Origin of the sequence: Pseudomonas sp. PDM13 (genome assembly GCF_025685765.1) — a bacterium.
Taxonomy (GTDB): Bacteria; Pseudomonadota; Gammaproteobacteria; order Pseudomonadales; family Pseudomonadaceae; genus Metapseudomonas; species Metapseudomonas solani.
This window is the reverse complement of sequence record NZ_JAOTQU010000017.1, coordinates 24,909-49,362: the sequence shown is the minus strand read 5'-3', so window position 1 is coordinate 49,362 and position 24,454 is coordinate 24,909. Positions and strand designations below refer to the sequence as shown.

Genomic DNA, 24,454 nt, shown 5'->3' with positions numbered 1-24,454 from the left:
CAGTCTCGGCCCATCACCCGAAGAGGTAGGAACAAGATGTCTGAGATCGTAATCGTCAGCGGCGCCCGCACCCCGATGGGCGGTTTCCAGGGCAGCCTTTCCGGCGTTTCCGCCGTGGACCTGGGCGCGGCGGCGATCCGCGAAGCGGTGGCCCGTGCCGGTATCGACGCCAACGACGTGCAGGAAGTGATCATGGGCTGCGTACTGCCCGCCGGCCTCAAGCAGGGCCCGGCCCGCCAGGCCTCGCTGAACGCCGGCCTGCCCGCTGCCACCGGCTGCACCACCATCAACAAGCTGTGCGGCTCCGGTATGAAGGCCGTGATGCTGGCCCACGACCTGCTCAAGGCCGGCAGCAACAGCGTGATGGTCGCCGGCGGCATGGAGAGCATGTCCAACGCCCCCTACGTGCTGGAAAAAGCCCGTACCGGCCTGCGCATGGGCCACGGCGAGATCAAGGACCACATGTTCCTCGACGGCCTCGAAGACGCCCGCACTGGCCGCCTGATGGGCTCCTTCGCCCAGGAAACCGCCGACACCTACAACGTCACCCGCGAGGAGATGGACGCCTACGCCATCGAATCCCTCAAGCGTGCCCAGGCCGCCATCGCCGACGGCTCCCTGGCCGCCGAGATCGTGCCGATCACCGTCACCACCCGCAAGGGTGAGACCCTGGTGAAGGACGACGAGCAGCCGCTGACCGCCAACCTCGACAAGATCCCCGGCCTGCGCCCGGCCTTCCGCAAGGACGGCACCATCACCGCCGCCAACGCCAGCTCCATCTCCGACGGCGCCAGCGCCCTGGTGCTGATGACCGCCGAGGAAGCCCAGCGCCGCGGCCTCAAGCCCCTGGCCAAGATTGTCGCCCACGCCACCCAGAGCCAGGACCCGAGCGAATTCACCCTCGCCCCCATCGGCGCCATGACCAACCTGTTCAAGAAGACCGGCTGGAACAAGGATGACGTGGACCTGTTCGAAATCAACGAAGCCTTCGCCATGGTCACCATGCTTGCCATGCGTGAACACGGCCTGGACCACGCCAAGGTCAACGTCTACGGCGGCGCCTGCGCCCAGGGCCACCCGGTCGGCTCCACCGGCTCGCGCATCATCCTCACCCTGATCAACGCCCTGCGTAACAAGGGTGGCAAGCGCGGCGTCGCCTCGCTGTGCATCGGCGGCGGCGAAGCCACGGCCGTGGCGGTCGAGCTGCTGTAAAGCGCCTCCTCGGGAAACACAAAGGGGCTCCCGGACCAGGGTCCGGGAGCCCCTTTTTCATTCAGTGCTTATGTGAGCGCGCTCAGGCGGGCACCGCCTTCGGCGCATGGGCAGGCGTCTTCGGGAATACCAGCGCCGCGACGAAGGTCGCCACGCCGAAGCCCGCCAGCACGAGGTACAGCCCCACCAACCCCTGGCGCGGTTCGATGACGGCGATCATCGGGATGGCCGCCGCACTGGCGCCGAAGGACACGAAGTAGCGCAGGGCGAAGACCCGCGCCTGCCATTGCGGCGCCACGAAGTTGGCCACCATCGCGTCATTCACCGTCACCTGGCCGAACACCGCGAACATGAAGGCGGCGCCCAGGGCGATCACCATCCAGCCATCGGCGTAGGCCATCGCCACCAGCAGCGGGCCCTGGCACAGGGTCATCACCACGAAGGGCAGTTTCAGGCTGCAACGGTCCAGCACCCGCCCCATCAGCAGTTGCGCCACGGCGCCGAAGGCATAGGCGATGCTGACCACGATACCCAGGCTTTCGGGCGACGAGAACAGCTCCACCAGGCGCTCCTGGAACAGCTTCGGGTAGGTCATGGTCGAGGCGTTGAAGATCACCCCGCCGGTGGCGGTCACCAGCGCCAGCACGCCGAACACCAGGCGCATCGACACCTGCCCCGTACCGGCACCGCGCTTCGCCCCGGCAGCCGCGACGGGGGCTGCTTCATCCCGCACGCAGAAGGCGAACCAGACGCCGATGGCCACGGACAGCGCCCCGGGCAGGATGAAGGCCGCGCGCCAGCCGAAATGAGCGGTGAGAAAGCCCGTCAGCAGCGCGGAGAAAGCCACGCCCAGGTTGCCCCACATGCCGTTGATGCCGATCTCGCGGCCTCGGTTCTCCGCATGGGCCACCAGCATCGCCGTACCCACCGGGTGATAGATGGCGGCGAACACACCCACCAGCGTCAGCCCCAGCACCAGCATCGGCGTGCTGTTGCTCAGCCCGGTGAAGATGGCGGCGGCGCCGATGCCGATGAAGAACGCCAGCATCATCTGCCGGCGGCTCCATTTGTCCCCCAGCCAGCCGGCCGGTAGCGAGCAGGCACCGAAGGCGATGAAGCCGCCCAGGGACAGGCCGATCAGCTCGGCATAGGACAGCCCGAAGGTAGCGGTCATGCCCAGCACGGCGGCGGGGAAGATGAGCATGAACATGTGGTCGATGATGTGGGCGGCGTTGATGAAGCGGATGACGGTACGCGGTCGGTTCATGGCAGTTTCGCTGCTGTTTGGTTGTTGTGGACCGCCATGCTAGATTGGCCGACCAGCAGCTTTCTGCCAAAAAGATCATCGGATCAGCCATGTTCATCGACCATCTACCGCTGGGCCGGATCGGCGCCGTTGCCCTGGACTATCCCGACAACGCCCATGTCGACCTGCACCTGCACAACCAGGCGCAGTTCCTCTATGCCGCCCAGGGGCTGATGCGCCTGGTTACCGAAGCCGGCGCCTGGGTCATTCCGCCGACCCGCGCGGTGTGGATCCCGCCGGGCATCGAGCACCAGATATTCATGTCCGGAAAGGTGCAGATGCGCACCCTGTTCATCGCCGCCGAGGCCGCGCCGCCAGCGCTGGATACCTGCTGCGTGCTGGCGGTGCCGCCGCTGTTGCGCGAGCTGATCCTGCGCCTGGTGGAGCTGGAGGCACGCGACGCCGACGACGAGCACCGCACCCTGGTGCAGCGCTTGATCCTCCACGAGATCGCCGCCCTGGAGCGCATGCCGCTGCACCTGCCGATGCCCCGCGACCGCCGCCTGCAGGCCATCTGCCTGGCCCTGCTGGAGACGCCGGACAGCACCCGCACCCTCGACGACTGGAGCCTGCAGGTGGGCGCCAGCACCCGCACCTTGACTCGCCTGTTCGCCCAGGAGCTGGGCATGAACTTCAACGACTGGCGCCAGCAGCTGCGCCTCACCGAAGCCCTGCCGCGCCTGCTGGCCGGGCACAGCGTGCAGAAGGTCGCCAGTGACCTGGGCTACGGCAGCGGCCGCGCCTTCAGCGCCATGTTCCGCCGTCTGCTGGGGGAAAACCCGAGGGAGTACGTCGCCAGCCTGGGCTTGCTGGCGACGCTGGAGAAGACGTGAGAAGAGCCCGGATTGAAGTCCGGGCTACGGGATTGGATATGGAGCGGTGAAGGGCTTCGCGAGCAGAGCTCGCTCCTACGGGGAGCCCCCTGCGTTGCGGTGCAGCTCCTCACTTCATCGAAGTGAACGCCAGCTTGACGCCGAGCCCCACCAGCACCGCGCCCATCAGCCGGTCGAACCAGTGGCCCATGCGGGCGAAGCCGCTGCGCACCCGTTGCTGGCTGAACAGCAGGGCCACCAGGCAGAACCAGATGGCCGTGGCGCAAGCCAGGTAGAGGCCGTAGCCGGCCTGGATGGTCAGCGGCGTGTGCGGGTTGATGACCACGGTGAACAGCGAGAGGAAGAACAGCGTCGCCTTGGGGTTCAGGCCATTGGTGATGAAGCCAGTGACGAAGGCCCCGCGCGGGCTGCGCTCGGCGGCGGTGAGGTCGGCCTCGGTGGCGACCGGGTCCGCCGGCTTGGCACGCAGTGCCTTGATCCCGATGTACAGCAGGTAGGCCGCCGCCAGCCACTTCAGGGCATTGAAGGCGACGATGGACTGGGAAACGATCAAGCCGATGCCCAGCAGCGAATAGGCCACGTGGACGAAAATGCCGGTGCCCACGCCTATGGCCGTCCAGGTGCCGGCGCGGCGCCCGTGGGCAACGCTTTCGCGCACGACGATGGCGAAATCCGGACCGGGGCTGGCCACGGCCAGCAGGTGGATCAAGGCAACGGTGAGGAATTCCGCCCAGTACATGGGACCTCCGAATAATGGGAAAGGCTCTGATAGGCTGGCAACCTTACGCCTACCTCTGCTTCGGAAAAAGGTACAGCTGATGACCAACAGCCTCCGCGCGGTCTTCCTCGACCACGCCTCCCTCGACCTCGGCGATCTCGACCTCGCGCCACTGCGCCAGCACTTCGCCGACCTGCAGCTGCACGACCAGACCGGCCACCGCGACGTCGTCGAGCGCTTGCGCGGCGCCCAGGTCGCCATCAGCAACAAGGTGGCCATCGATGCCGCCGCCCTCGCCGAACTGCCGGAGCTGAAGCTGATCCTGGTCAGCGCCACGGGCACCAACAACATCGACCTCGCCGCCGCCCGCACCCACGGCATCACCGTGTGCAACTGCCAGGGCTACGGCACCCCCTCGGTGGCCCAGCACACCCTGATGCTGCTGCTCAACCTGGCCACCCGCTTCCCCGATTACCGCCGCGCCGTGCGTCACGACCAATGGCAGAAGGCGACCCAGTTCTGCCTGCTGGATTTCCCCATCGTCGAGCTGGAGGGCAAGACCCTCGGCCTGCTCGGCCATGGAGAACTGGGCAGTGCCGTGGCACGGCTGGCCGAAGCCTTCGGCATGCGCGTACTGCTCGGCGCCCTGCCCGGCCGGCCGCCTCGCGAAGACCGCCTGCCCCTGGCTGCACTGCTGCCCCAGGTGGACGCCCTGACCCTGCACTGCCCGCTCAACGAGCACACCCGCAACCTGATCGACGCCGAGCAACTGGCGCTGATGAAGCCCGGTGCCTTCCTGGTCAACACCGCGCGCGGCGGCCTGGTCAACGAACACGCCCTGGCAGACGCCCTGCGCAGCGGCCACCTGGGCGGTGCCGCCACCGATGTGCTGACCCAGGAGCCGCCGAAGGACGGCAACCCGCTGCTCGCCGTGGACATCCCGCGCCTGATCGTCACCCCGCACAACGCCTGGGGCAGCCGCGAGGCGCGGCAGCGCATCGTCGTACAGATGGCGGAGAACCTGGATGCCTGGCTGAAGGGAACGCCTCGCCGCACGGTCAGCTAAGGCCTACAAGATTCTGATAAAATTCGCGGCTTTTATCAGGATCTACCCAATGGACCCGCGCAGCGAAGTACTGCTCCGACAGGCCGACCTGTTCCTTGGCCCGCTGCTTCTGGCGGGCCTTCCCGCCGACGACCTGCTGGGCGAACTGCCCCAGGCCCGCGGCTGGACCTGGCACATCGGCGAGCAGACCGCCCTGGAAGCGCGCTTCCCCGGGCGCTGCGAATTCAGCGTCAACGCGCCCGAAGCCCCCTTCGAAGCCGCCGTGCTGTTCCTGCCCAAATCCCGCGAACTGACCGACTACCTGCTCACCGCCCTGGCCGCGCGCCTGCCCGGCAAGCCGCTGTACCTGGTGGGCGAGAAGCGCGCGGGCATCGAACGTGCCGCCCGCCAACTGGAGCCCTTCGGCAAACCGCGCAAGCTCGACAGCGCCCGCCACTGCCAGCTCTGGCAGGTACAGGTGGACCAGGCGCCGGCGGTGCCGGACCTCGAAGCCCTGGCCCAGCGCTACAGCCTCGACCTGGCCGACGGCCCGCTGCAGGTGGTGAGCCTGCCCGGCGTGTTCAGCCACGGCCGCCTGGATCGCGGCAGCGCCCTGCTGCTGGACAACCTGGCCAAGCTGCCCACCGGCAAGGTGCTGGATTTCGGCTGCGGCGCCGGGGTGCTCGGTGCGGCGCTCAAGCGGCGTTATCCACAGAGCCAACTGGTGATGCTGGATGTCGACGCCTTCGCCATCGCTGCCAGCCGGCTGACCCTGGCCGCCAACGGGCTGGAGGCCGAAGTGATCGCCGGTGACGGCATCCACGCCGCGCCCAAGCTGCTGTCGGCCATCGTCAGCAACCCGCCCTTCCACCAGGGCGTGCACACCGACTACCAGGCCAGCGAAACCCTGCTGCGCGAGGCCGTGCGCCACCTGCTGGTGGGTGGCGAACTGCGCCTGGTGGCCAACAGCTTCCTCAAATACCAACCCCTGATCGAACAGGCGCTCGGCGGTTGCCGCACCCTGGCCGAAGGGGAGGGTTTCCGCATCTACAGCGCCCGCCGCTGACTGGCGGGCGCCTACGCACCATCCATACTCGAGCGGCACCCAATAGCCGCAGCACGCCCGGTGCAGACCGGGCACCTGGAGTTTTTCTTGACTGACCTCGACACTGCCGCCCCCACCGCCAGCAGCGGCCTGCACCGTTCGCTGAAGCCCCGCCACCTGAACATGATCGCCATCGGCGGCTCCATCGGTACCGGCCTGTTCGTCGCCTCCGGCGCCACCGTGGCCACCGCCGGCCCGGGCGGCGCCCTGCTGGCCTACGCGCTGATCGGCGTGATGGTCTACTTCCTCATGACCAGCCTCGGTGAGATGGCCGCGCACATGCCGGTTTCCGGCTCGTTCAGCACCTATGGCAGCCGTTTCGTCGACGATGGCTTCGGCTTCGCCCTGGGCTGGAACTACTGGTACAACTGGGCGGTGACCATCGCCGCCGAGCTGGTGGCCGCGCAGCTGATCATGAGCTTCTGGTTCCCCGACACGCCGGGCATCTACTGGAGCGCACTGTTCCTGGCGCTGATGTTCCTGCTCAACGTCATCTCGGTGAAGGGCTTCGGCGAGAGCGAGTTCTGGTTCGCGCTGATCAAGGTGGTCACGGTGGTGATCTTCATCATCATCGGCCTGGCCACCATCTTCGGCGTGATGAGCGGCATGGAATCCCCCGGCTTCAGCAACTTCACCCAGGGTGACGCGCCCTTCGTCGGTGGCCTGCAGGCCATGGTCGGGGTGGCGATGATCGCCGGCTTCTCCTTCCAGGGCACCGAGCTGATCGGCATCGCCGCCGGCGAGTCGGAGAACCCGCGCAAGAACATCCCCATCGCCATCCGCCAGGTGTTCTGGCGGATCCTGATGTTCTACGTCCTGGCGATCTTCGTGATCGGCATGCTGATCCCCTACACCGACCCGAGCCTGCTGCAGAACGACGCCAGCGACATCAGCGTCTCGCCCTTCACCCTGCTGTTCGAGCGCGCCGGCTTCGCCGCGGCTGCCGGGGTGATGAACGCGGTGATCCTCACGGCCATCCTCTCGGCCGGCAACTCGGGGATGTACGCCTCCACGCGCATGCTCTACACCCTGGCCATGCAGGGCAAGGCACCGCGCCTGTTCGCCCGCGTGTCCGCCAGCGGCGTACCGCGCAACGCCCTCTACGCCACCACCCTGGTGGGCGCGCTGTGCTTCTTCACCGCGGCCTTCGGCGAGTCGACCCTCTACACCTGGCTGCTCAACACCTCGGGCATGTGCGGCTTCATCGCCTGGCTGGGCATCGCCATCTCCCACTACCGCTTCCGCAAGGGCTACCTGCTCCAGGGCGGGCGCCTGGAAGACCTGCCCTACCGCGCCAAGCTGTTCCCCTTCGGCCCGCTGTTCGCCTTCGCCCTGTGCCTGGTGATCACCCTCGGGCAGAACTACGAGGCCCTGGTGGGCGAGCACATCGACTGGGCCGGTCTGGCCGCCACCTACATCAGCCTGCCGCTGTTCCTCGCCATCTGGTTCGGCTACCGCCTGAAGAACGGCAGCCGCACCGTGCGCTACGCCGAGATGGACGTGCGCGCCACCGACAGCTGACGAACAGCGCAACGGCGGGCTTGCCCGGCACGCCCGCCTTGTGCAAAATTCGCCCCGTCCTAGGGGAGTAGTCTCCCGCGAGCGCCCTGCTCGCCAGGCACGCGTCAACATACTTGGTCCACAGACCATGGCGCGTGCGACCCAAGCCTGCCTAGACAGGCCAGCGGTTTGACAAGACCTATGACACGAACAACCTGGCCCGGGGCGGGCAGGCTGTACGTGTCATGGTGATTAGTCGAACCCGCCCCCGTAGGAACCCTGATGCTGGAATCCCTGTTCGTCCCCACACTGATCGTTGCCCTGGCGGAAATCTGCGATAAGACGCAGCTGCTCGCCCTGCTCCTGGCCGCGCGCTTCCGCAAACCCTGGCCGATCATCTGGGGCATAGTCGCCGCCACCCTCGCCAACCACTTCGCCGCCGGCGCCGTGGGCAACTGGGTCGCCAGCTTCTTCTCCGCCGCCACCCTGAGCTGGATCCTCGCCGCCTCCTTCGTGGCCGTGGCGCTGTGGACGCTGGTGCCCGACAAGCTGGACGACGACGAGGAATCCGGGCTGAAGAAATACGGCCCCTTCCTCACCACCCTGATCGCCTTCTTCCTCGCCGAGATGGGTGACAAGACCCAGGTCGCCACCGTGATGCTGGCCGCCCAGTACCCGCATTTCATCCTCGTGGTCGCGGGCACCACCCTGGGCATGCTGCTGGCCAACGTGCCGGTGGTGCTGGCCGGCAACTTCGCCGCCGACAAGCTGCCCCTGACCCTGATCCGCCGCCTCGCTGCCCTGGCCTTCGCTGCCCTGGCCATTTACGCCGTGTACAAGGCGCTCACCCTCGGCGCGGCCTGAGCCGCGTCACCGGCCTGACGCCAGTTCGCTGGCGTTTCGGCCAATGGCAGCGCCTCGCCAACTGGTAGATTTCTCGCCCAACTGCCGGCCCGACCAGGGAGGAGGAACGCAGATGACGTCGACCGATGATCGCAAGCGCGTGGCGCGCCAACACATCGACCTGTCCTGGAACAAGGGGCGCGTGGCGCTCGCCGAGCAGCTGCAGAGCAAGGACTTCCTCTACAAGAGCTCGTTCATGCCGGGCCCGCTGGACGGCGAGGGCTACCGCGAGATGGTGCTGAAGATCCGCGACGCCATGCCCGACCTGGAAGTGGTGGTGGAGGAATGCATCGCCGAGGAAGCCCACGTCTTCACCTGGTGCACCCTGATCGGCAGCATCCACAAGCCGGCCCTCGGCTACCCGCCCAGCGACCGCATCCTGAGCATCTCCGCCATGGCCTTCTGGACCTTCAACAGCCGGGGCGAAGTGCAGGAGATCTGCACCATGTTCGACATGGAAAGCTTCCGCGCCCAGCTCGGCCTGAGCAACCGCGCCTACGCGGAAAAAGCCCTCCCCTGATCCGCCCCCGACATCTGTAGCCCGGGCTTCAGCCCGGGATGCTCACGTGCATCATCAGAGATACCCGTTCTCACCGAACCAGCGGATGGTCCGGCGCAGGGTTTCGTCCAGCGCCACCTCCGCCTGGAAGCCCAGCTCGGCTGCAGCCTTGGCGCCATCGAGAAACTGCCCGCCGGCCATGGCGGCGATGCTGGTCGGGTCGATTTTCGGCGCCTCGCCGCTCATGCGTTGGCGCAGGCGCTGCAGGGCCGCCATGCCCCGGGCCACCGCCAATGGCATCGGCGTGGGCGCAGCCACCTCCAGCAGCCGGGCGATGTGCGCGGTCAGCTCGGCCATTTCGATGTTGGTCCCGGTGATCAGGTAGCGCTCGCCGGCACGGCCCTTCTCCAGCGCCAGCAACAGTCCACGCCCGGCCTCGCCGGCATCGATGACATTGCGTTGCCCCTCCACGTAGCGGCTCATGGCGCCACTGGCGATGGCCGTGATCAGGTGCCCGCTGGAAGGGCCGGCATCGAACTCGCCCAGGGCCATGCCGGGAATGCCGATCACCACCGGCAAGCCGGCGCGGGCCTGCTCGCGAGCCTGTTGGTCCAGCGCCCATTTGCACAGCAGGTAGGGGTTCTTCCAGCGCGGCATCTCGTCGTAGAACAACCCCTCGTGCCCCGGCTCGCCGTCGGGATGGCGCGGCAACGCGACCGATGCACCGACATGGAGGATGCGCGGCACATGGGCCGAGAGACAGGCAGCGTAGAAGTGGTTGGTTTCGTCGAGGGCGCTGGCCACGGCATCCTGCCAGCGCCGGTGCCGGGCGGGTGCGTCGTCGGGGCAGAACACCACGCCGTCCAGGTCGGCCAGGGCGCGGCTCAGTTGCGAGTGGTCGAACAGCTCGGCGGAGTGCAATTCCGGGTCGAGGTAGCCCAGGCGCTCGATGCGCGAGGCGGGGTGATGGATCAGCACCAGTTCGTGGCCCGCTGCGCGGATCGCGCGAGCAGTGTGATGGCCCAGCAGGCCGGTGGCGCCAAGGACTGCGATCTTCACGGGAGACCTCGAATGCTCGCCGCCAGCATCATGCAGGCAGCGAGCAGTCTAGGACGGCCTTTACAAGGCCGCCAGCCTCACTTGGCCTTGGCTTGCTGATAGAACGGCATGACCTTGGGAATGGCCGCCTGGAGGGACGAAATACGCGAGCTGGAAGACGGGTGGGTGCTCATGAATTCCGGCGGCGCGCCTTCGCTGGCCTTGCTCATCTTCTGCCACAGGGTGATGGCGGCGTTGGGGTTGTAGCCGGCACGGGCGGACAGCTCGAGGCCGATCAGGTCCGCCTCGTTCTCGTTGCCACGGCTGTTGGGCAGGGTCATCAGGTACTCGACGCCCTGGTTGGCCATCTGCAGGCTCTGGTCGCCGGCGCCCAACAGGGAACCGAGCTGGGTGGCCATCTGCACGCCGTAGGCCTTGGACATGGCCTCGCGGCCGTGCTCGCGCAGGGCGTGGGCGATCTCGTGGCCCATCACCGCCGCCAGTTCGTCGTCGGTGAGCTTGAGCTGATCGATCAGGCCGCTGTAGACGATGATCTTGCCGCCCGGGCCGCAGTTGGCGTTGAGCTCTTCGCTGTCGATCACGTTGGCTTCCCAGGCCCAGCTGCCGGCATCGGGACGGAACACCGTGGTCTGGGCGATCAGCCGCTTGGCGATGGCCGAGACGCGCTTGGCGTCGGCGCTGTTCTTGTCCAGCACGCCCTGCTGCGACGCCTCGGACAGGGTCTGTTGGTAGGACTGGGCGTACATCTGGTTCACCTGCTGTTCGGACAGCATGCTGAACATGTACTGCTTGCGCTCGACGCCGACCGCGCCGCCGCTGGTGGTATTCACTGCCTGGCATCCGGCCAGCAGCAGGGACAGCGCGAGGCTGCCGAGGATGTGAGACTTCGTCACTGTGACTCTCCTGTGAAAACTGCGCCGTACTCTATGCCTGCGCCACACCCCGGAGCAACCGGAGGCCTTGCCATCCAGCGACTTGCGTTCTTTTCTTGTGAAGCAAGCTCATGCTTCGCCGACTGTCGGCCGATATGCCATGGACCAAGGCTGTACCTGAGACTCCGGGAGTTCCCATGAAATTCAGATCGATCCAGTTTTCGGTCGCGACGCTGGCCGGTGCCAGTGTGCTCGCCGTGGTGGTGGCCCTCGTCCTCTATGCGCTGTTCGCCGGCGCCCGGACCCAGGAGCTGGTACAGACACGAACCCAGGCGCTGCTGGAACAGATCATCAGCGAACGTCTGCTCAGCCTCGCCGCCTCCCAGGTCTCGGACATCCAGCGCGAGCTGGCCTACCCGATGACCGTGGCCAGCAGCCTGGCGCAGACCAACGCCCTGGCCGGTGAAACCGACGAGAGCGGTGCCGTGGCGATGGACAGCAGCCGCCCGGAGATGATCAACCTGCTGCACCACATCCTCGCCAACAACCCCAAGCTGCTGGACGCCTACATCGGCTGGGAACCCAACGCCTTCGGCGAGGACGCCAGTTTCATCGGCCAGCCTGGGCACAACGCCGTCGGCCGCTTCATTCCCTGGTGGTACCGCGATGCCAGCGGCAAGCTGGTGATGGACGTACTGGGCGAGACCCTGGAAAGCGTCAAACCGTTGCCCACCGGGGTGCGCGAGGGCGAGTACTACCTGTGCCCGCGCGACACCAAGCGCCCCTGCGTGATCGACCCGGCGCCCTATGACATGGGCGGCAAGATGGTGATGCTGGCCTCCTTCAACGCACCGATCATGGTCAAGGACCAGTTCCGCGGCATCGCCGGCGCCGACCTCTCCCTCGACTTCATCCAGCAGCTGCTCACCAGCGCCAACCAGAAGCTCTATGGCGGCGTTGGCGAAATGGCCCTGCTCTCCAGCAACAAGCGCCTGGTGGCCTACACCGCCGATGCCAGCAAGCTGGGCGAGCCGGCCGACCGCGTGCTGGGCAGTGCGGTGGCGGAAAACCTGCGCGGCCTGCAGGGCGACCAGCCGGCCTACGAGATCGACCGCGACAACGGCCGCATCCTGCTGCTGGTGCCGTTCAAGGTGGCCAACACCGATGCCACCTGGCTGCTGAGCCTGAACATGCCGCTGGACACCGTGATGGCGGACCTGCACAAGCTGGAAACCGACCTTTCCGCCCAGCGTGACGAGGACATCTTCGGCATGTCGGTGGTCGGCCTGCTGATCGCCGCCCTCGGCCTGGTGGTGATCTGGTTCGTCGGCTTCGGCATCGCCAGCCCGCTGCGGCAGATGGTGGCCATGCTCGACGACATCGCCCAGGGCGAAGGCGACCTCACCCGCCGCCTGCACTCCGAGCGTGCCGACGAACTGGGCTCCATCGCCAGCGGCTTCAACACCTTCCTCGCCAAGTTGCAGACCATGATCAGCCAGGTGGTGAGCTCGGTGCAGAAGGTCAGCGACTCCTCGGAGCACACCGCCGACATCGCCATTCGCACCAACCAGGGCGTGCAGAAGCAGCTGGCGGAGATCGAACTGGTGGCCACCGCCGTCCACGAGATGACCGCCACCGCCCAGGACGTGGCGCGCAACGCCACCCTGGCCGCCGAGGCCGCCAGCCATGCCGACCAGGCCGCCAACCACGGCAAGCGCATCGTGCAGAGCACCACTGCGGCCATTACCGCCCTGGCCGGCGAGATCAGCCGTGCCGTGGGCGTGGTGCAGAACCTGGCCAAGGACAGCGAGAACATCAACGCCATCCTGGTGGCCATCCGCGGCATCGCCGAGCAGACCAACCTGCTGGCGCTCAACGCTGCCATCGAGGCCGCGCGCGCCGGTGAGCAGGGCCGAGGCTTCGCCGTGGTCGCGGACGAGGTGCGCAACCTGGCGCAGAAGACCCAGCAGGCCACCGAAGAAATCCAGACCATGATCCAGCAGTTGCAGCAAGGCACCCGCGACGTGGTCAAGGTGATGCAGGACAGCCAGGACAAGACCGACACCAGCGTGCAATCCGCCAGCGAGGCGGCCCAAGCGCTCGAGTCCATCACCCAGGCGGTGTCGGTGATCAACGACATGAACACCCAGATCGCCAGCGCCGCCGAGGAGCAGAGCGCGGTGGCCGAGGACATCAACCGCAACGTCACCAACATCGGCCAGGTGGCCAATGAAGTTGCCGGCGGCGCCGACGAAGCCTCCCAGGCCAGCGCCGAGCTGACCAAGCTGGCCGAGCAGCAGCGCCGGTTGATCAATCAGTTCAGGGTGTAGTGCATCAAGCCGTGCGTGGGGGCGGGTTCATTCGCGAATGAATTCGCTCCCACCGGTTCATCCCCACCACCACGCCTGTAGCCCGGGCTTCAGCCCGAGAAGGTCCCGATCACGCCGGCGTCAGGCACTCCGGCCCATCCAGCTTGGGGTCGTTGACCAGGGTGGCCAGCGCCCGCTCGCGCAGGGGTGGCGAGGCGGCGGTGAGCAGCGCGCGCAGCTCTTCCGGATCGCTGTCCGCCGCCAGCCACAGCTGTTGGCCGGCTTCGTCCAGCACCAGCGGCCGACGCAGGTCGGCGGCGGGGCGGGTGATCATGGCCAGGCTGAGGTATTCGGCATCGCCCACCGGGAAGGGCTCCCAGAGTGCGGCGAAGTGCAGCAGCGACGTTTCGCCGCTGACCCAGTAAGGCCGCTTGCGCACCCCGCGCCACTCGTAGAAGCCGTTGGCCGGAATCAGGCAACGGCGCTGGCGGAAGGCGTCGCGGAACATCGGCTGTTCCGCCAGGGTTTCGGCGCGGGCGTGGGCGGGGGTCTTCGACAGGTCGGTGAGCCAGGCCGGGGTCAGGCCCCAGCGGGCCAGGTCCAGGCGCTGCTCGCCGGCTTGCCCGCGCAGCATCAGCACCCGCGCACCGGGCGCCAGGTTCCAGTGCGGCTGCTGCTCGGCGGGGAAGCCGGGCAACGCGGCGAATGCAGGCGACCAGCGAAACAGGGCGAAGCGTCCGGACATCAGGCAAAGGGCTCGGGCAGGTTCAGCACAGCAGGGTGCCGGGGTAGCTGTCGGGCTCCTCGCCCGGCATGGGTTGCGCGGCATTGTACGTGGCGATCAGCAGCTGCGCCCGCTCGGCGTCTTCATCCTCCACCAACAGACCCAGCAGCCCCATCAACGGCAGTTCGCCGATGCCGCCCAGCAAGTGCCCGCCGGCCAGGTGGGCCTCGATGCCCTCACTGGCCAGCATGCCCACGAGCAGCTCCGCCTCGATCAGGTCGCCGGGCTCATAGATGCGCTGCATCAGTCGTCCTCCCGGCGCACGTCGAGGTTCCAGTCCTCACCGTCGGTGGCGAGCGCGAAGACGATGGGCCGGCAGCACACCGGGCAATCCTCGATGTACTGCTGGTCGCCGGCGGAAAGGTCGAGCACCGCTTCCACCGGTTCGCCGCAGTAGGGACATTCATAGGCCTGGGTTTCCAGCATGCGAAACTCCCTTGTGACTTGGCTGTATAATCGCCGGTCTATTTCAGGCCCCGTGATTCGGGGCGCCACCCTTATCTCCAGCCGCAGCACAACAAGAGAACCCGATGGGCGAATTCGAAGCCATCCGACCCTACGACGATGCCGAGGTGGCCGAGGTGCTTGCGCGCCTGTCCGCCGACCCGGCCTTTCTCGGCGCCCTCACCCGCTATCGTTTCCCCCGCCTGGCAGGCCCGCTCGGCTGGCTGCTCAAGCCTGTTATAGCTCATCGCCTGCGTCGCGAGTTCCGCGGCATCGCTTCGGTGACCGCGCTGCAGGACAAGATCGAGCCCTACGTCGACCACACCATAGAGCGCGCCACCGACGGCGTGACCTACTCCGGCGTGGACAAGCTCAAGGCCGGCAACCCCTACCTGTTCGTCGCCAACCACCGCGACATCGTCATGGACCCGGCCTTCGTCAACTACGCCGTGTACCACGCCGGGGTGCCCACGCCGCGCATCGCCATCGGCGACAACCTGCTGCAGAAGCCCTTCGTCAGCGACCTGATGCGCCTGAACAAGAGCTTCATCGTGCACCGCAACCTGGCGGGCCGGCGCGAGAAGCTGGCGGCCTTCCAGTTGCTGTCGGCCTATATCAACCACTCCATCCGCGTGGACGGCCAGTCGATCTGGATCGCCCAGGCCGAGGGCCGCGCGAAGGACGGCGACGACCGCACCGATTCGGCGATCCTCAAGATGTTCCACATGAGCCGCAAGGACGAGCCCTTCGCCGCAGTGATCCACGAACTGCACGTGGTGCCGGTGTCGATCAGCTACGAATACGACCCCTGCGACCTGGCCAAGGCCCGCGAGCTGTACATCCGCGCCACCACCGGCGGCTACGAGAAGGCGCCGGGCGAGGATGACACCAGCATCGCCCTGGGCATCACCGGCTACAAAGGCCGGGTGCACATCGCCTTCAACGACGAGATCCGCGAGGACATCGGCGACGCCAAGCTGCTGGCCGCCGAGATGGACCGCCGCATCCTCGGTGGCTACCGGCTGTTCCCGGTGCACCATCTGGCCTACGCCATGTGGAGCGAGCGCGACCCGGAACTGGCGGTGCCGACGCTGGAAAGCCTGTTCGGCACGGACGAGATCGCCCGTGCCCGCGCCGAGTGGCAGAAACGCCTCAACGCCTGCCCGGAGGAACAGCGCCCCTGGCTGGTGCTGCAGTACGCCACGCCGGTGCGCAACCAGTACCGCATCAAGGCCGGCCTGCCGCTCTGACGCTGCCGCGCAATGTAAAACGGCGACCCTCGGGTCGCCGTTTTCATGTCCAGCCGGTCACCGGCAGCGCCGGGATCGCTCAGAGCTGGGTGCTGGCCCAGGACACGCCAAGGGCCACGGCCAGGCTGAAATAGCCGAAGGCGTAGAAGAAGCGGTTCAGCCGCTGGGTGGTCTCGTCCTGCATCAGCGCCGGCTGCGCCATCCCCTCCACTTCGCTGTCGGCGGCCAGGCGCCCGGCGACGCGCTGCTCGCGCAGGCGGGTGGCGACCAGCAGCCAGGAACCGACCAGGGCGAAGAACAGCGCCAGGGCGTTGACCACCTGGTGGGGGTGGGCGAGGTAGACAGACCAGAGGTCCTGCAGGGACATCTTCAACTCCGAGCAGGCGCGGCCTGCGAGGTGGAAATGCGGCCGCGCAAGGTGCGGGCCATCCGGATTCGGCGGCGAGTCTACCCGAGCGCCCCGCTCCCCTGCGGCGTTTCCGACGAATCGCGCGGGCAAGAAAAAGCCCGGCACGGGGGCCGGGCTCGTTCGCAGCGGTGCAAGCCTTACTGCGCCAGCATCTGCCCGATGGTCGGGTCCTTGAAGGCGCGGGTCAGGGCGTCGCTGAGTACACCGGACACCAGCTTGGTGTTGGTTTCCTGGTTCGGCGCAGTGCCGAACTGCTGGGCCAGGGAGGCGCTGTAGCGACCGCTGTAGCGACGGCTGGCGTTCTGCACGTCGACACGGAAGGTGGCGCTGATGTCGGCCTTGGTCACGTAGACGCCTTCCTTGGGCGACTGGTACTTCAGGTCGGCCAGGGTCAGGGTCAGCTGCGGGGCGTTGAAGGCGTTGGGCGACGGCGTGAAGCCCAGGAGGCGCACGGCGGCTTCGGCTTCGGTCTGCAGGCGCGGCAGGATGTCCTGGCCCTGAACGGTGATGTTGCTGGTGTCCGCATAGAGGCCGCCACGGGTGCCAAGCACCGGCGAGGAGCGCCCATCGGCGACACGTACCACTACCGGCTGGCCCTGGCCGACAGGCGTGAGCGGGCCGGTGAGCTTGGGTTGCGGGCTGAGTTGTTGCGGGCTGAGGGCACAGCCGACCAGGGTCAGGCTGAGGCCGGCCAGCAGGCCGAGCAACGCGCGATTCAGCATGCTTGTTTCTCCAGGTTGGACGCGGAAGGCCGGGAGTATAACCAGCCGGCACGCCTACTGACAGAGCGCCATCAGTGGCCTGGAATGAGACCGTTGGGAGGCCCGGCGGGTTCCTGTAATGCCCCTGTCACGCAGGGATGGGATAAAGCGGCATACCCAAGGAGAAAGCCGTGATGATGTTCCTCTGGTCCCTGTTCGCCCCTCGCGCCAAGATCCGCTGCTTCGCCCTGCTCGACGACAAGGGCCTGTGCCGTGGCTTCCACCAGGCCGCCGAGGCGCCCGCACGGGGCCGATGGGTGCAGGTCCGCGAACAGCGCCTGTCGTGGATCGGCCAGCAACTGCCCGCCTCCGCGCTCATCCAGCAGGTCGTCCAGCAGTCACGCGGCGCGCGAGCGTTGGCGGCCTGACCGATGGATGAATAAAAGTCACGTACAAACGCTCAATTCCTCCTATTTCTTCGCTACAATCGCCCCCCGATTATAAGGTCGTCTCCTGATCGGGCCTCGCAACACCGGCCGAGCCTTCGCTCGGCACCCGCACAGCCCCACAGAGAGCCGTCCACTTTCGCTGCCATCACTGGCCTGCCGCACCTTCCGCCCGACGTGCAAATCCCTTTGCATGGACGCAGCGCCACCCGCGCTGATGGAAGCGGCCTGCCCCCGGTAGGCGATCTTTTGAGGTTCACGTCTCCAAAAGAGCGTGAGATGACGGTTTTTCACTACTTCACGAGAGAGTGGCGAGCAAATGGCGCAAGACGATTACCAAGCAGTGGACGTGTTGCTGGTCGGGGCCGGCATCATGAGCGCCACACTGGCGGTCCTGCTGAAGGAACTCGATCCAGGCATCAAGCTGGAAATCGCGGAACTCCGCGAATCCGGTGCCATCGAGAGCTCCAACCCCTGGAACAACGCGGGTACCGGCCATGCCGGCCTGTGCGAGCTGAACTACACCCCCCAGGCCGCCGATGGTTCCATCGACATCAAGAAAGCGGTGCTGATCAACACCCAATTCGAAGTCTCCAAGCAGTTCTGGTCCTACCTGAGCGACAAGGAAGGCTTCGGTTCGCCCCGCGACTTCATCAACTCCGTGCCGCACCTGTCCTTCGTGCGCGGCAAGGACATCCCCTTCCTCAAGACGCGTTTCGAGGCCATCACCAAGCACCACGCCTTCGCCCACATGGAGTACTCGGAAGACCGAGCCACCCTGGCCGAATGGATGCCGCTGATGATGCCCGGCCGTCCCGAGGATGAAGCGGTCGCCGCCACCCGTGCGGCCAACGGCACCGACGTCAACTTCGGCGCCCTGACCAACCAGTTGCTGCAGTACCTCGCCACCCAGGCGGATACCCGCGTCAGCTACTTCCAGAAGGTAACCGACCTCAAGCGTACCGATGACGGCTGGAAGGTCAGCATCAAGAACACCCAGAGCGGTGCCAACCGCGAAGTCGCCGCGCGCTTCGTGTTCCTCGGTGCCGGCGGCGGCGCGCTGCCGCTGCTGCAACTGTCGGGCATCCCGGAAGGCAAGGGCTTCGGCGGCTTCCCGGTGAGCGGCCAGTGGCTGCGCTGCGACAACCCCGACGTGGTCAAGCACCACCAGGCCAAGGTCTACAGCCAGGCCGAAGTGGGCGCCCCGCCGATGTCCGTGCCGCACCTGGACACCCGCGTGGTCGACGGCAAGAAATCCCTGCTGTTCGGGCCTTATGCCGGCTTCACCACCAAGTTCCTCAAGCACGGCTCGTTCCTCGACCTGCCGCTGTCGGTGCGCCCGAGCAACCTCGGCCCGATGCTGGCCGTGGCGCGCGACAACATGGACCTGACCCGCTACCTGATCAAGGAAGTGATGCAATCCCAGGAACAGCGCCTGGAAGCCCTGCGCAGGTTCTACCCGGAACTCGACCCGGCCGACTGGCGCCTGGAAGTGGCCGGCCAACGCGTGCAGATCATCAAGAAGGACGCCAAGAAAGGCGGCATCCTGCAGTTCGGCACCGAACTGGTGGCCGCGGAGGACGGCAGCATCGCCGCCCTGCTCGGCGCATCCCCGGGTGCTTCGGTGACCGTTTCGATCATGCTCAACCTGATCGAACGCTGCTTCGCCGAGCAGGCCCGCTCGGCCGAGTGGAGCGCCAAGCTGAAGGAGATCTTCCCCGCTCGCGAGAAAGAGCTGGAGACCGACGCCGAGCTCTACCACCGCGTCAGCCAGGCGTCGGACGCCCGCCTGGGCATCGCCACCGCCAGCCCGGCCGAAGCCAGCGCCGCAAGCGCCAGCTAAGCCTCAGCGCCATGAAAAAACCGCCCCTCGGGGCGGTTTTTTCGTTCTGGGGCAGAGCCAGCCCGCAGGATGGGTAGAGCGGAGCGAAACCCATCATGCAGAACAATGGTCTTCGCGCCGATCACCACGCCAGTGGCGTTTCCTCGCCCTTCCAGAACAGCCAGCGGCGACGCTCGCGGTGCTCACCGGTGCCGATCTGCCACTCCGGACGGCCGGCCTCCAGGTCGATGATGGCGATGATGCCGGCGTAGCTGGAGGCCACCAGGGTGCGCCCATCGGCGGAAAGGTCGATGGCGCACAGGGTCGAGCCGAGGAAGTGCTGCCAGACGGCGTTGCCCGCCGCATCGACGCAACGCAGGTAGCCGTAGGCGTCGCCGAGGATGAAGCGGTCGCCCAGGGAAGCACCGGCGTAGACGCGCGCGCCCTCCTCCACTAGGGTCACGCCCTCCACATCCTCGTAGTAGTCCGAATCCAGGCCCGGTGCCTGGGCCAGGTCTACGGCTATGGTGCCGCCGTTGTAGAAGTGGCAGGCGTTGAAGGCGACGCTGCGGCCATCGCCACTGAACAGGGCGTAATGCGGGTACTCGCCATGGGGCCCGATGGCCGCCACCGGCTGCAGGTCGGCGTCGAACAGGTGATGGCGACCGTCCTGGCCACCCACGGCGATCCAGCGACCATCCGCCGATACCGCGCCATGCTCCATGCTCAGGCCGGTGGAGTACGGCGGCTCGTAGTCGGTGGCCTCGGCGTACTCCTTGAGCGACGCGTTGTCCGGGTACAGGCGGCGCGCGCCTTCCGGCGCCAGCAGGAAGATGCCCGAGCCGCTCACCAGCAGCACCCGGCGCCCGTCCGGGAAGGGTTGCAGGCGCGTGGGGCGCGGCGTCTCGGCGAAGGTTTCCAGCTCCACACCCTCGGGCGCATCCTCGGTGCCCAGCGGCCAGGGGCAGTGCAGCACCACCGGGCCGTCCCAGCCGTCCCGCACCTCCACACCCGTCTCCCGCGCCAGGGCGTAGAAACGCCGATTGGGGCAGGCGCCGAAGAAGTCGAGGTCGGGCAGCTCTTCGACCCGGTCACCCACGATACGCACCACGCGCCCCGACTCCCAGGTGGCGCCGATGCGCGCCACGATGGAGCCGTCGCCCAGCAGCGCGAGCATGGGGATCGCCTGGCCCTGCTCATCGAGCACCTCGTGCAGCGGCGCATGGGCCGGTGGCCAGGCTTCCTGCAGCCCTTCCAGGCGGCCACTGCGGTTGGCCTCGCGCAGGGCTTCCAGCAGCGCGGGAACCAGCTTCTCGCGCCCGGCGGAACTGGGCTCCTTGCCCGCGTTGTCCCAGCCCTCGCGCAGGCCCTTCTCGACATAGGCGTTGATCGCGCGGGCATAGGCGATGGTCTTCTGCTGCCAGCGTTGCGATGCGTCTTCCTTGCTCATGTGCACCTCCTCGTTCGTGCGTTGGGTCACTGTTTTTGCCAGGCCCAGAAAAGCAGAAACCCGCTCGAAGGCGGGTTCCTGTGGATAACTCGGGTCAGCCCCGGGCGGCCTGAACGGCCTCGATATAGGGTTCTGCCAGGCGCTGATCCTTGATCAGGGTGACGAAGTCATTGCCCTGCTCGTCCTTGGCGCCGAGGTCGTAGCCGGCCTCGAGGAAGAACTGCAGGAAGCGTTCGAAGTCATCGATGCGCAGGCCGCGGTAGGCCTTGACCAGCTTGTGCAGGGACGGCGGCGTCGCATCGGCCGGCTCCACCGTGAGGAACAGCTTGATCGAGTCCTCGGTGATTTCTTCGCCGATCACCTGCTTCTTGTCTTTGCGCATCGCTCACTACTCTCTGGCCGGAACACACGGGGCCCGAAGTTTACCCCCCAGGCCGATGCGGCTCAACGCAGGCGTACGGGCCCCAGGTGCAGGTCGGCCCAGACATGGCCGTTGGGGTAGGCGGCGAACTGGCAGAACACCGTGCCGCTGCGCAGCAGATCGAGCACCGCGCGGTACTGGGACTGCGGGTAGTGCAGCGTCAGTTTGCGGGTGGTTTCATCGTAGGTCGCCTTCTTCAGGCTCTTGCCGTCGGCCTCGAAGTCGATCTGCACATCGACCGCTTCCGAGCCCTTGCCGGTCGTCTTGCCCACGGGCGTGGCGCGCAGCTGGATCAGCATCGGCGTGGTGATGGGGATCGGCTGCTGGTTGGACTGGCGCTGGTTGCCCAGGGTGACGCGGTAGCTGACCACCTTCACCATCAGCTGCTGCTCGGGCTGCTCCTGGCGCAGGCCCTGCTCGTCGGGGGGCAGGAAGTCGGTCTGCAGGAGCGTGGTCGCCCCCTTCGGGGCCCCGCTCGGCGCGGCGGCCAGGGGCAAGCTGGCGGCGAGCAGGAGGACGGCGGCGAAACGGGTACGGCGAGACATCGGCAACTCCCGGCAGAAACGAGCGCAGCACTCTAGCATGGGCCCTTGGCCTGTAGTCATTGGACTCAGGTCAAGGTGGCAAGCGCCACGCAGCCCCTATAATCGGTGCCTTCCGCCGAGGAGTCGCCATGTCATTGCCCATGCCGCCACTGTTCGCTGCCCTGCGCCAGAGCCTGCGCAGCGGCTATTCCTGGAAATCCCTGCGCAGCGACCTGGGCGCCGGCCTGACGGTGGGCATCGTCGCCATCCCGCTGGCCATGGCGCTGGCCATCGCCGTCGGGGTCGCACCCCAGCACGGCCTCTATACGGTGCTGGTGGCCGCCCCGCTGATCGCCCTCACCGGCGGCTCGCGCTTCAACGTCTCCGGCCCCACCGCCGCCTTCGTGGTCATCCTCCTGCCCATCACCCAGCAATTCGGCCTCGGTGGCCTGCTGCTGTGCACCATGATGGCCGGGATGATCCTCCTCGCCATGGGCCTGGCGCGCTTCGGCCGGCTGATCCAGTTCATCCCCTACCCGGTGACCCTGGGCTTCACCGCCGGCATCGGCATCGTCATCGCCACCCTGCAGATCAAGGACGTGTTCGGCCTGGAGCTGGCCCACCCGCCGCAGAACTACGTCGAGCAGCTGGGCCTGCTGGCCCAGGCCCTGCCCGGTGCGCACCTGGGCGACGCGCTGGTGGCGCTGGCCTGCCTCGCGGTCCTGCTGCTGTGGCCGCGCCTGGTGCCCAAGGTGCCGGGGCACCTGGTCGCCCTGGCGGTCGGCGCCCTGCTGGGCCTGGCCCTGGACCACCTGGGCCTGCCGGTGGCGACCCTGGGCGAACGCTTCACCTATGAGCTGGACGGCGTGGTGCACCCGGGCATCCCGCCCTTCCTGCCCAGCTTCGCCTGGCCCTGGGAGTTGCCCGGCGCCAGTGGCGCGCCGCTGGTGATGTCCTTCGAGCTGGTACGCCAGCTGCTCGCTCCGGCCTTCGCCATCGCCATGCTCGGCGCCATCGAGTCGCTGCTCTGTGCCGTGGTCTCCGACGGCATGGCCGGCACCCGCCACGACCCCAACGCCGAACTGCTCGGCCAGGGCCTGGGCAACCTGGTGGCGCCGCTGTTCGGTGGCATCACCGCCACCGCCGCCATCGCCCGCAGTGCCGCCAACGTCCGCGCCGGCGCCGTCTCGCCCATCGCGGCGGTGATCCACGCCGGCGTGGTACTGCTGGCCATGCTGCTGCTCGCGCCGCTGTTCAGCTATCTGCCGATGGCTGCCCTGGCGGCGCTGCTGCTGATGGTGGCGTGGAACATGAGCGAAGCCCGCCACGTCGCCCACACCCTGCGCATCGCCCCGCGCAACGACGTGCTGGTGCTGCTCACCTGCCTGGTGCTGACGGTGCTGTTCGACATGGTGCTGGCGGTGGGCGTGGGCCTGCTGCTGGCGGCGGCCCTGTTCATCAAACGCATGAGCGACATCACCGATGCCCAGCCCCTGCCCGCGCACCTCGGCCAGGCGCTGGAGGGCCTGCCGGAACAGGTGGTGCCCTATGTGATCCGTGGCCCACTGTTCTTCGGCGCTGCGGAAAAGGCCCTGAGCGTGCTGCGCCGGCTGAACCCGCAGGTGAAGGTGGTGATCGTGGAAATCAGCGCGGTGCCGCTGCTGGACATGACCGCCCTGGCCGCCATCGAGAACCTGCTGAACGACTACCGCAAGCAAGGGATCGGCCTGGTGCTGGTGGGCACCACGACGCGGGTGCGGCTGAAGCTGCGCCGTGCCGGCATCCGTCGCGAGGACGGTCGCCTGGCCTATGTGCGTGACCTGGAACAGGCGCGGGCCAAGGCCCTGCGCTGGCTGGAGCCTCAGCCGAACTGAGCGCGCATCCAGGCCAGGTAGTCGAGGGCGGCGGGCTCGCCTTCACGGGTGCCCAGGGTGCGAACTCCCCGTCCGCCAACGGGCGATAGGGGCCGGCCTTGCATTCGAAGAGCAGGCTGTCGGCCTCCAGCACCACCAGGGCGTGGAACTGGCCGGGCGTGAGATCGACCCCGACGCATTCGCCCCCGGCACGCAGCTCACGGGGCTCCTGCACGGCACCGTCCTCGCTGAACAGCAGCAGGCCCAGGGCGCCCTTGAGCACCAGCAAGGTCTCGGCCTTGTCGGCGGAAAAATGTCGATAGGGGCGCGATGTAGGTACCGGGCTGCAGCCCCACCGCCAGGCGGTGGCAGGGCTCTTCCCTCCCGTGAAAGTTGTGGTGCAGCCGCTGGCGCGGGCTTAGAGCCCTTTTACGGCGAAGATGCCGGCGGCGTTGCGCCAGTAACCCTTGTAGTCCATGCCGTAGCCGAAGATGTAGCGGTCCACGCAGGGCAGGCCCACGTAGTCGGCCTTGAGGTCCGGGCGCGCCTTGCGGTCGTGGGTCTTGTCGATCAGCACGGCGGTGTGCACATGGGCAGCGCCGGCGTGTTTGCAGAAGTCGATGATCGCCGCGAGGGTGTGCCCCTCGTCGAGGATGTCGTCGATGATCAGCACGTCGCGGTCGATGAAGGAGATTTCCGGCTTGGCCTTCCAGAACAGCTCGCCGCCGCTGGTTTCATTGCGGTAGCGGGTGGCGTGCAGGTAGGACAGTTCCAGGGGGAAGTCGAGCTTCGGCAGCAGCTTGCCGGCGAAGATCAGGCCACCGTTCATCACGCAGAAGACCACCGGGTTGCGCTCGGCCAGTTCGCTGTTGATGGCGCCGGCGATCTGGTCGATGGCGGCTTCGACCTGGGCATCGGTGTACAGGCAGTCGGCTTCGGCCTTTACCTGGCGGATGTGGGCGAGATCGGCGGGCATGGCGTTTCCTCTG

General features: G+C 67.3%; 25 protein-coding genes, 2 pseudogenes and 1 riboswitch. Of the genes and pseudogenes, 13 read left to right on the top strand and 14 right to left on the bottom strand.

Annotated elements, in window-relative coordinates; translation table 11 throughout:
- Positions 1-36: 36 nt before the first annotated feature.
- Positions 37-1,212 carry a thiolase family protein gene (locus tag OEJ36_RS18005; protein WP_263402673.1) on the top strand — a complete coding sequence of 392 codons (1,176 nt, stop codon included), beginning with the start codon at positions 37-39 and terminating at the stop codon, positions 1,210-1,212.
- Positions 1,213-1,294: 82 nt separating this feature from the next.
- On the opposite strand, the gene OEJ36_RS18000 is transcribed toward OEJ36_RS18005, so the two are convergent.
- Positions 1,295-2,479, bottom strand: coding sequence for an MFS transporter (locus OEJ36_RS18000; RefSeq protein WP_263402672.1), 1,185 nt, complete (start codon positions 2,477-2,479; stop codon positions 1,295-1,297).
- Positions 2,480-2,568: 89 nt separating this feature from the next.
- Between OEJ36_RS18000 and OEJ36_RS17995 the strand changes: the two genes are divergently transcribed.
- A complete protein-coding gene (locus OEJ36_RS17995; RefSeq protein WP_263402671.1) occupies positions 2,569-3,351 on the top strand; it encodes an AraC family transcriptional regulator in 783 nt (260 codons plus the stop codon).
- Positions 3,352-3,460: 109 nt separating this feature from the next.
- Here OEJ36_RS17995 and OEJ36_RS17990 read toward each other — a convergent pair whose 3' ends face one another.
- Positions 3,461-4,090: a LysE family translocator gene (locus OEJ36_RS17990; RefSeq protein ID WP_263402670.1), complete on the bottom strand. Its 630-nt coding sequence runs from the start codon at positions 4,088-4,090 to the stop codon at positions 3,461-3,463.
- A 79-nt stretch (positions 4,091-4,169) separates the two neighbouring features.
- On the opposite strand from OEJ36_RS17990, the gene OEJ36_RS17985 reads away from it, so the two are divergent.
- The 5 genes from OEJ36_RS17985 to OEJ36_RS17965 all read left to right on the top strand — a co-directional run bounded on the left by OEJ36_RS17985 (position 4,170) and on the right by OEJ36_RS17965 (position 9,142).
- On the top strand, positions 4,170-5,135 hold the full coding sequence (locus tag OEJ36_RS17985) for a 2-hydroxyacid dehydrogenase (RefSeq protein ID WP_263402669.1): 966 nt from the start codon (positions 4,170-4,172) through the stop codon (positions 5,133-5,135).
- A gap of 49 nt (positions 5,136-5,184) precedes the next feature.
- Entirely contained in the window at positions 5,185-6,180 is a 996-nt protein-coding gene (locus tag OEJ36_RS17980; RefSeq protein WP_263402668.1) for a class I SAM-dependent methyltransferase, read from the top strand.
- A gap of 87 nt (positions 6,181-6,267) precedes the next feature.
- Positions 6,268-7,740, top strand: coding sequence for an amino acid permease (locus OEJ36_RS17975; RefSeq protein WP_021222274.1), 1,473 nt, complete (start codon positions 6,268-6,270; stop codon positions 7,738-7,740).
- A 50-nt stretch (positions 7,741-7,790) separates the two neighbouring features.
- Positions 7,791-7,922: riboswitch (yybP-ykoY riboswitch) on the top strand.
- 82 nt (positions 7,923-8,004) lie between these two features.
- Positions 8,005-8,583 carry a TMEM165/GDT1 family protein gene (locus tag OEJ36_RS17970; protein ID WP_263402761.1) on the top strand — a complete coding sequence of 193 codons (579 nt, stop codon included), beginning with the start codon at positions 8,005-8,007 and terminating at the stop codon, positions 8,581-8,583.
- Positions 8,584-8,695: 112 nt separating this feature from the next.
- Positions 8,696-9,142, top strand: coding sequence for a ketosteroid isomerase-related protein (locus tag OEJ36_RS17965; protein ID WP_021222272.1), 447 nt, complete (start codon positions 8,696-8,698; stop codon positions 9,140-9,142).
- Between the two features lie 54 nt (positions 9,143-9,196).
- On the opposite strand, the gene OEJ36_RS17960 is transcribed toward OEJ36_RS17965, so the two are convergent.
- The gene (locus OEJ36_RS17960; RefSeq protein WP_263402667.1) at positions 9,197-10,180 is read right to left on the bottom strand and encodes an NAD-dependent epimerase/dehydratase family protein; all 984 of its coding nucleotides are present in this window, start codon (positions 10,178-10,180) and stop codon (positions 9,197-9,199) included.
- Positions 10,181-10,257: 77 nt separating this feature from the next.
- Positions 10,258-11,073, bottom strand: coding sequence for a M48 family metallopeptidase (locus tag OEJ36_RS17955; RefSeq protein ID WP_021222270.1), 816 nt, complete (start codon positions 11,071-11,073; stop codon positions 10,258-10,260).
- Between the two features lie 110 nt (positions 11,074-11,183).
- On the opposite strand from OEJ36_RS17955, the pseudogene OEJ36_RS30690 reads away from it, so the two are divergent.
- Positions 11,184-12,524 (top strand): annotated as a pseudogene (locus tag OEJ36_RS30690) (HAMP domain-containing protein); the annotation flags it as partial.
- Between the two features lie 15 nt (positions 12,525-12,539).
- A complete protein-coding gene (locus OEJ36_RS30685; RefSeq protein WP_411861031.1) occupies positions 12,540-13,382 on the top strand; it encodes a methyl-accepting chemotaxis protein in 843 nt (280 codons plus the stop codon).
- Positions 13,383-13,491: 109 nt separating this feature from the next.
- Here OEJ36_RS30685 and OEJ36_RS17945 read toward each other — a convergent pair whose 3' ends face one another.
- The 3 genes from OEJ36_RS17945 to OEJ36_RS17935 are packed head-to-tail and all read right to left on the bottom strand — an operon-like array spanning position 13,492 to position 14,571.
- Complete coding sequence (locus tag OEJ36_RS17945; RefSeq protein WP_263402665.1) at positions 13,492-14,106, bottom strand: SOS response-associated peptidase; 615 nt, start codon at positions 14,104-14,106, stop codon at positions 13,492-13,494.
- A 22-nt stretch (positions 14,107-14,128) separates the two neighbouring features.
- A complete protein-coding gene (locus OEJ36_RS17940; protein ID WP_263402664.1) occupies positions 14,129-14,389 on the bottom strand; it encodes a DUF2007 domain-containing protein in 261 nt (86 codons plus the stop codon).
- The gene (locus OEJ36_RS17935; protein WP_263402663.1) at positions 14,389-14,571 is read right to left on the bottom strand and encodes a CPXCG motif-containing cysteine-rich protein; all 183 of its coding nucleotides are present in this window, start codon (positions 14,569-14,571) and stop codon (positions 14,389-14,391) included. Before OEJ36_RS17935 ends, OEJ36_RS17940 begins: the two co-directional genes overlap by 1 nt.
- A 104-nt stretch (positions 14,572-14,675) precedes the next feature.
- Between OEJ36_RS17935 and OEJ36_RS17930 the strand changes: the two genes are divergently transcribed.
- A complete protein-coding gene (locus OEJ36_RS17930; RefSeq protein ID WP_263402662.1) occupies positions 14,676-15,839 on the top strand; it encodes a 1-acyl-sn-glycerol-3-phosphate acyltransferase in 1,164 nt (387 codons plus the stop codon).
- 79 nt (positions 15,840-15,918) lie between these two features.
- On the opposite strand, the gene OEJ36_RS17925 is transcribed toward OEJ36_RS17930, so the two are convergent.
- The gene (locus OEJ36_RS17925; protein ID WP_021222264.1) at positions 15,919-16,206 is read right to left on the bottom strand and encodes a hypothetical protein; all 288 of its coding nucleotides are present in this window, start codon (positions 16,204-16,206) and stop codon (positions 15,919-15,921) included.
- A gap of 179 nt (positions 16,207-16,385) precedes the next feature.
- On the bottom strand, positions 16,386-16,970 hold the full coding sequence (locus OEJ36_RS17920; protein ID WP_021222263.1) for a YajG family lipoprotein: 585 nt from the start codon (positions 16,968-16,970) through the stop codon (positions 16,386-16,388).
- 170 nt (positions 16,971-17,140) lie between these two features.
- On the opposite strand from OEJ36_RS17920, the gene OEJ36_RS17915 reads away from it, so the two are divergent.
- Positions 17,141-17,377 (top strand): hypothetical protein, encoded by a 237-nt coding sequence (locus OEJ36_RS17915; protein ID WP_411861027.1) that lies wholly within the window; start codon positions 17,141-17,143, stop codon positions 17,375-17,377.
- Between the two features lie 337 nt (positions 17,378-17,714).
- Positions 17,715-19,238 (top strand): malate dehydrogenase (quinone), encoded by a 1,524-nt coding sequence (mqo, locus tag OEJ36_RS17910; protein WP_263402661.1) that lies wholly within the window; start codon positions 17,715-17,717, stop codon positions 19,236-19,238.
- Positions 19,239-19,359: 121 nt separating this feature from the next.
- On the opposite strand, the gene OEJ36_RS17905 is transcribed toward mqo, so the two are convergent.
- The 3 genes from OEJ36_RS17905 to OEJ36_RS17895 form a co-directional block, all read right to left on the bottom strand.
- A complete protein-coding gene (locus OEJ36_RS17905) occupies positions 19,360-20,667 on the bottom strand; it encodes a WD40 repeat domain-containing protein (protein ID WP_263402660.1) in 1,308 nt (435 codons plus the stop codon).
- A gap of 94 nt (positions 20,668-20,761) precedes the next feature.
- On the bottom strand, positions 20,762-21,049 hold the full coding sequence (locus OEJ36_RS17900) for a PA4642 family protein (protein WP_263402659.1): 288 nt from the start codon (positions 21,047-21,049) through the stop codon (positions 20,762-20,764).
- Positions 21,050-21,111: 62 nt separating this feature from the next.
- Positions 21,112-21,633, bottom strand: a complete 522-nt coding sequence (locus tag OEJ36_RS17895; RefSeq protein WP_263402658.1) for a hypothetical protein — start codon at positions 21,631-21,633, stop codon at positions 21,112-21,114.
- A gap of 128 nt (positions 21,634-21,761) precedes the next feature.
- On the opposite strand from OEJ36_RS17895, the gene dauA reads away from it, so the two are divergent.
- Positions 21,762-23,486, top strand: coding sequence for a C4-dicarboxylic acid transporter DauA (gene dauA / locus OEJ36_RS17890; RefSeq protein ID WP_263402657.1), 1,725 nt, complete (start codon positions 21,762-21,764; stop codon positions 23,484-23,486).
- Here the strand turns inward: dauA and OEJ36_RS17885 are convergent.
- Both OEJ36_RS17885 and OEJ36_RS17880 read right to left on the bottom strand, forming a co-directional pair.
- Positions 23,474-23,926 (bottom strand): annotated as a pseudogene (locus tag OEJ36_RS17885) (WbuC family cupin fold metalloprotein). The gene dauA and the pseudogene OEJ36_RS17885 sit on opposite strands and share 13 nt — an antisense overlap.
- Positions 23,884-24,441, bottom strand: a complete 558-nt coding sequence (locus OEJ36_RS17880) for a hypoxanthine-guanine phosphoribosyltransferase (RefSeq protein ID WP_263402656.1) — start codon at positions 24,439-24,441, stop codon at positions 23,884-23,886. Before OEJ36_RS17880 ends, OEJ36_RS17885 begins: the two are co-directional and overlap by 43 nt.
- Between the last annotated feature and the right edge of the window lie 13 nt (positions 24,442-24,454).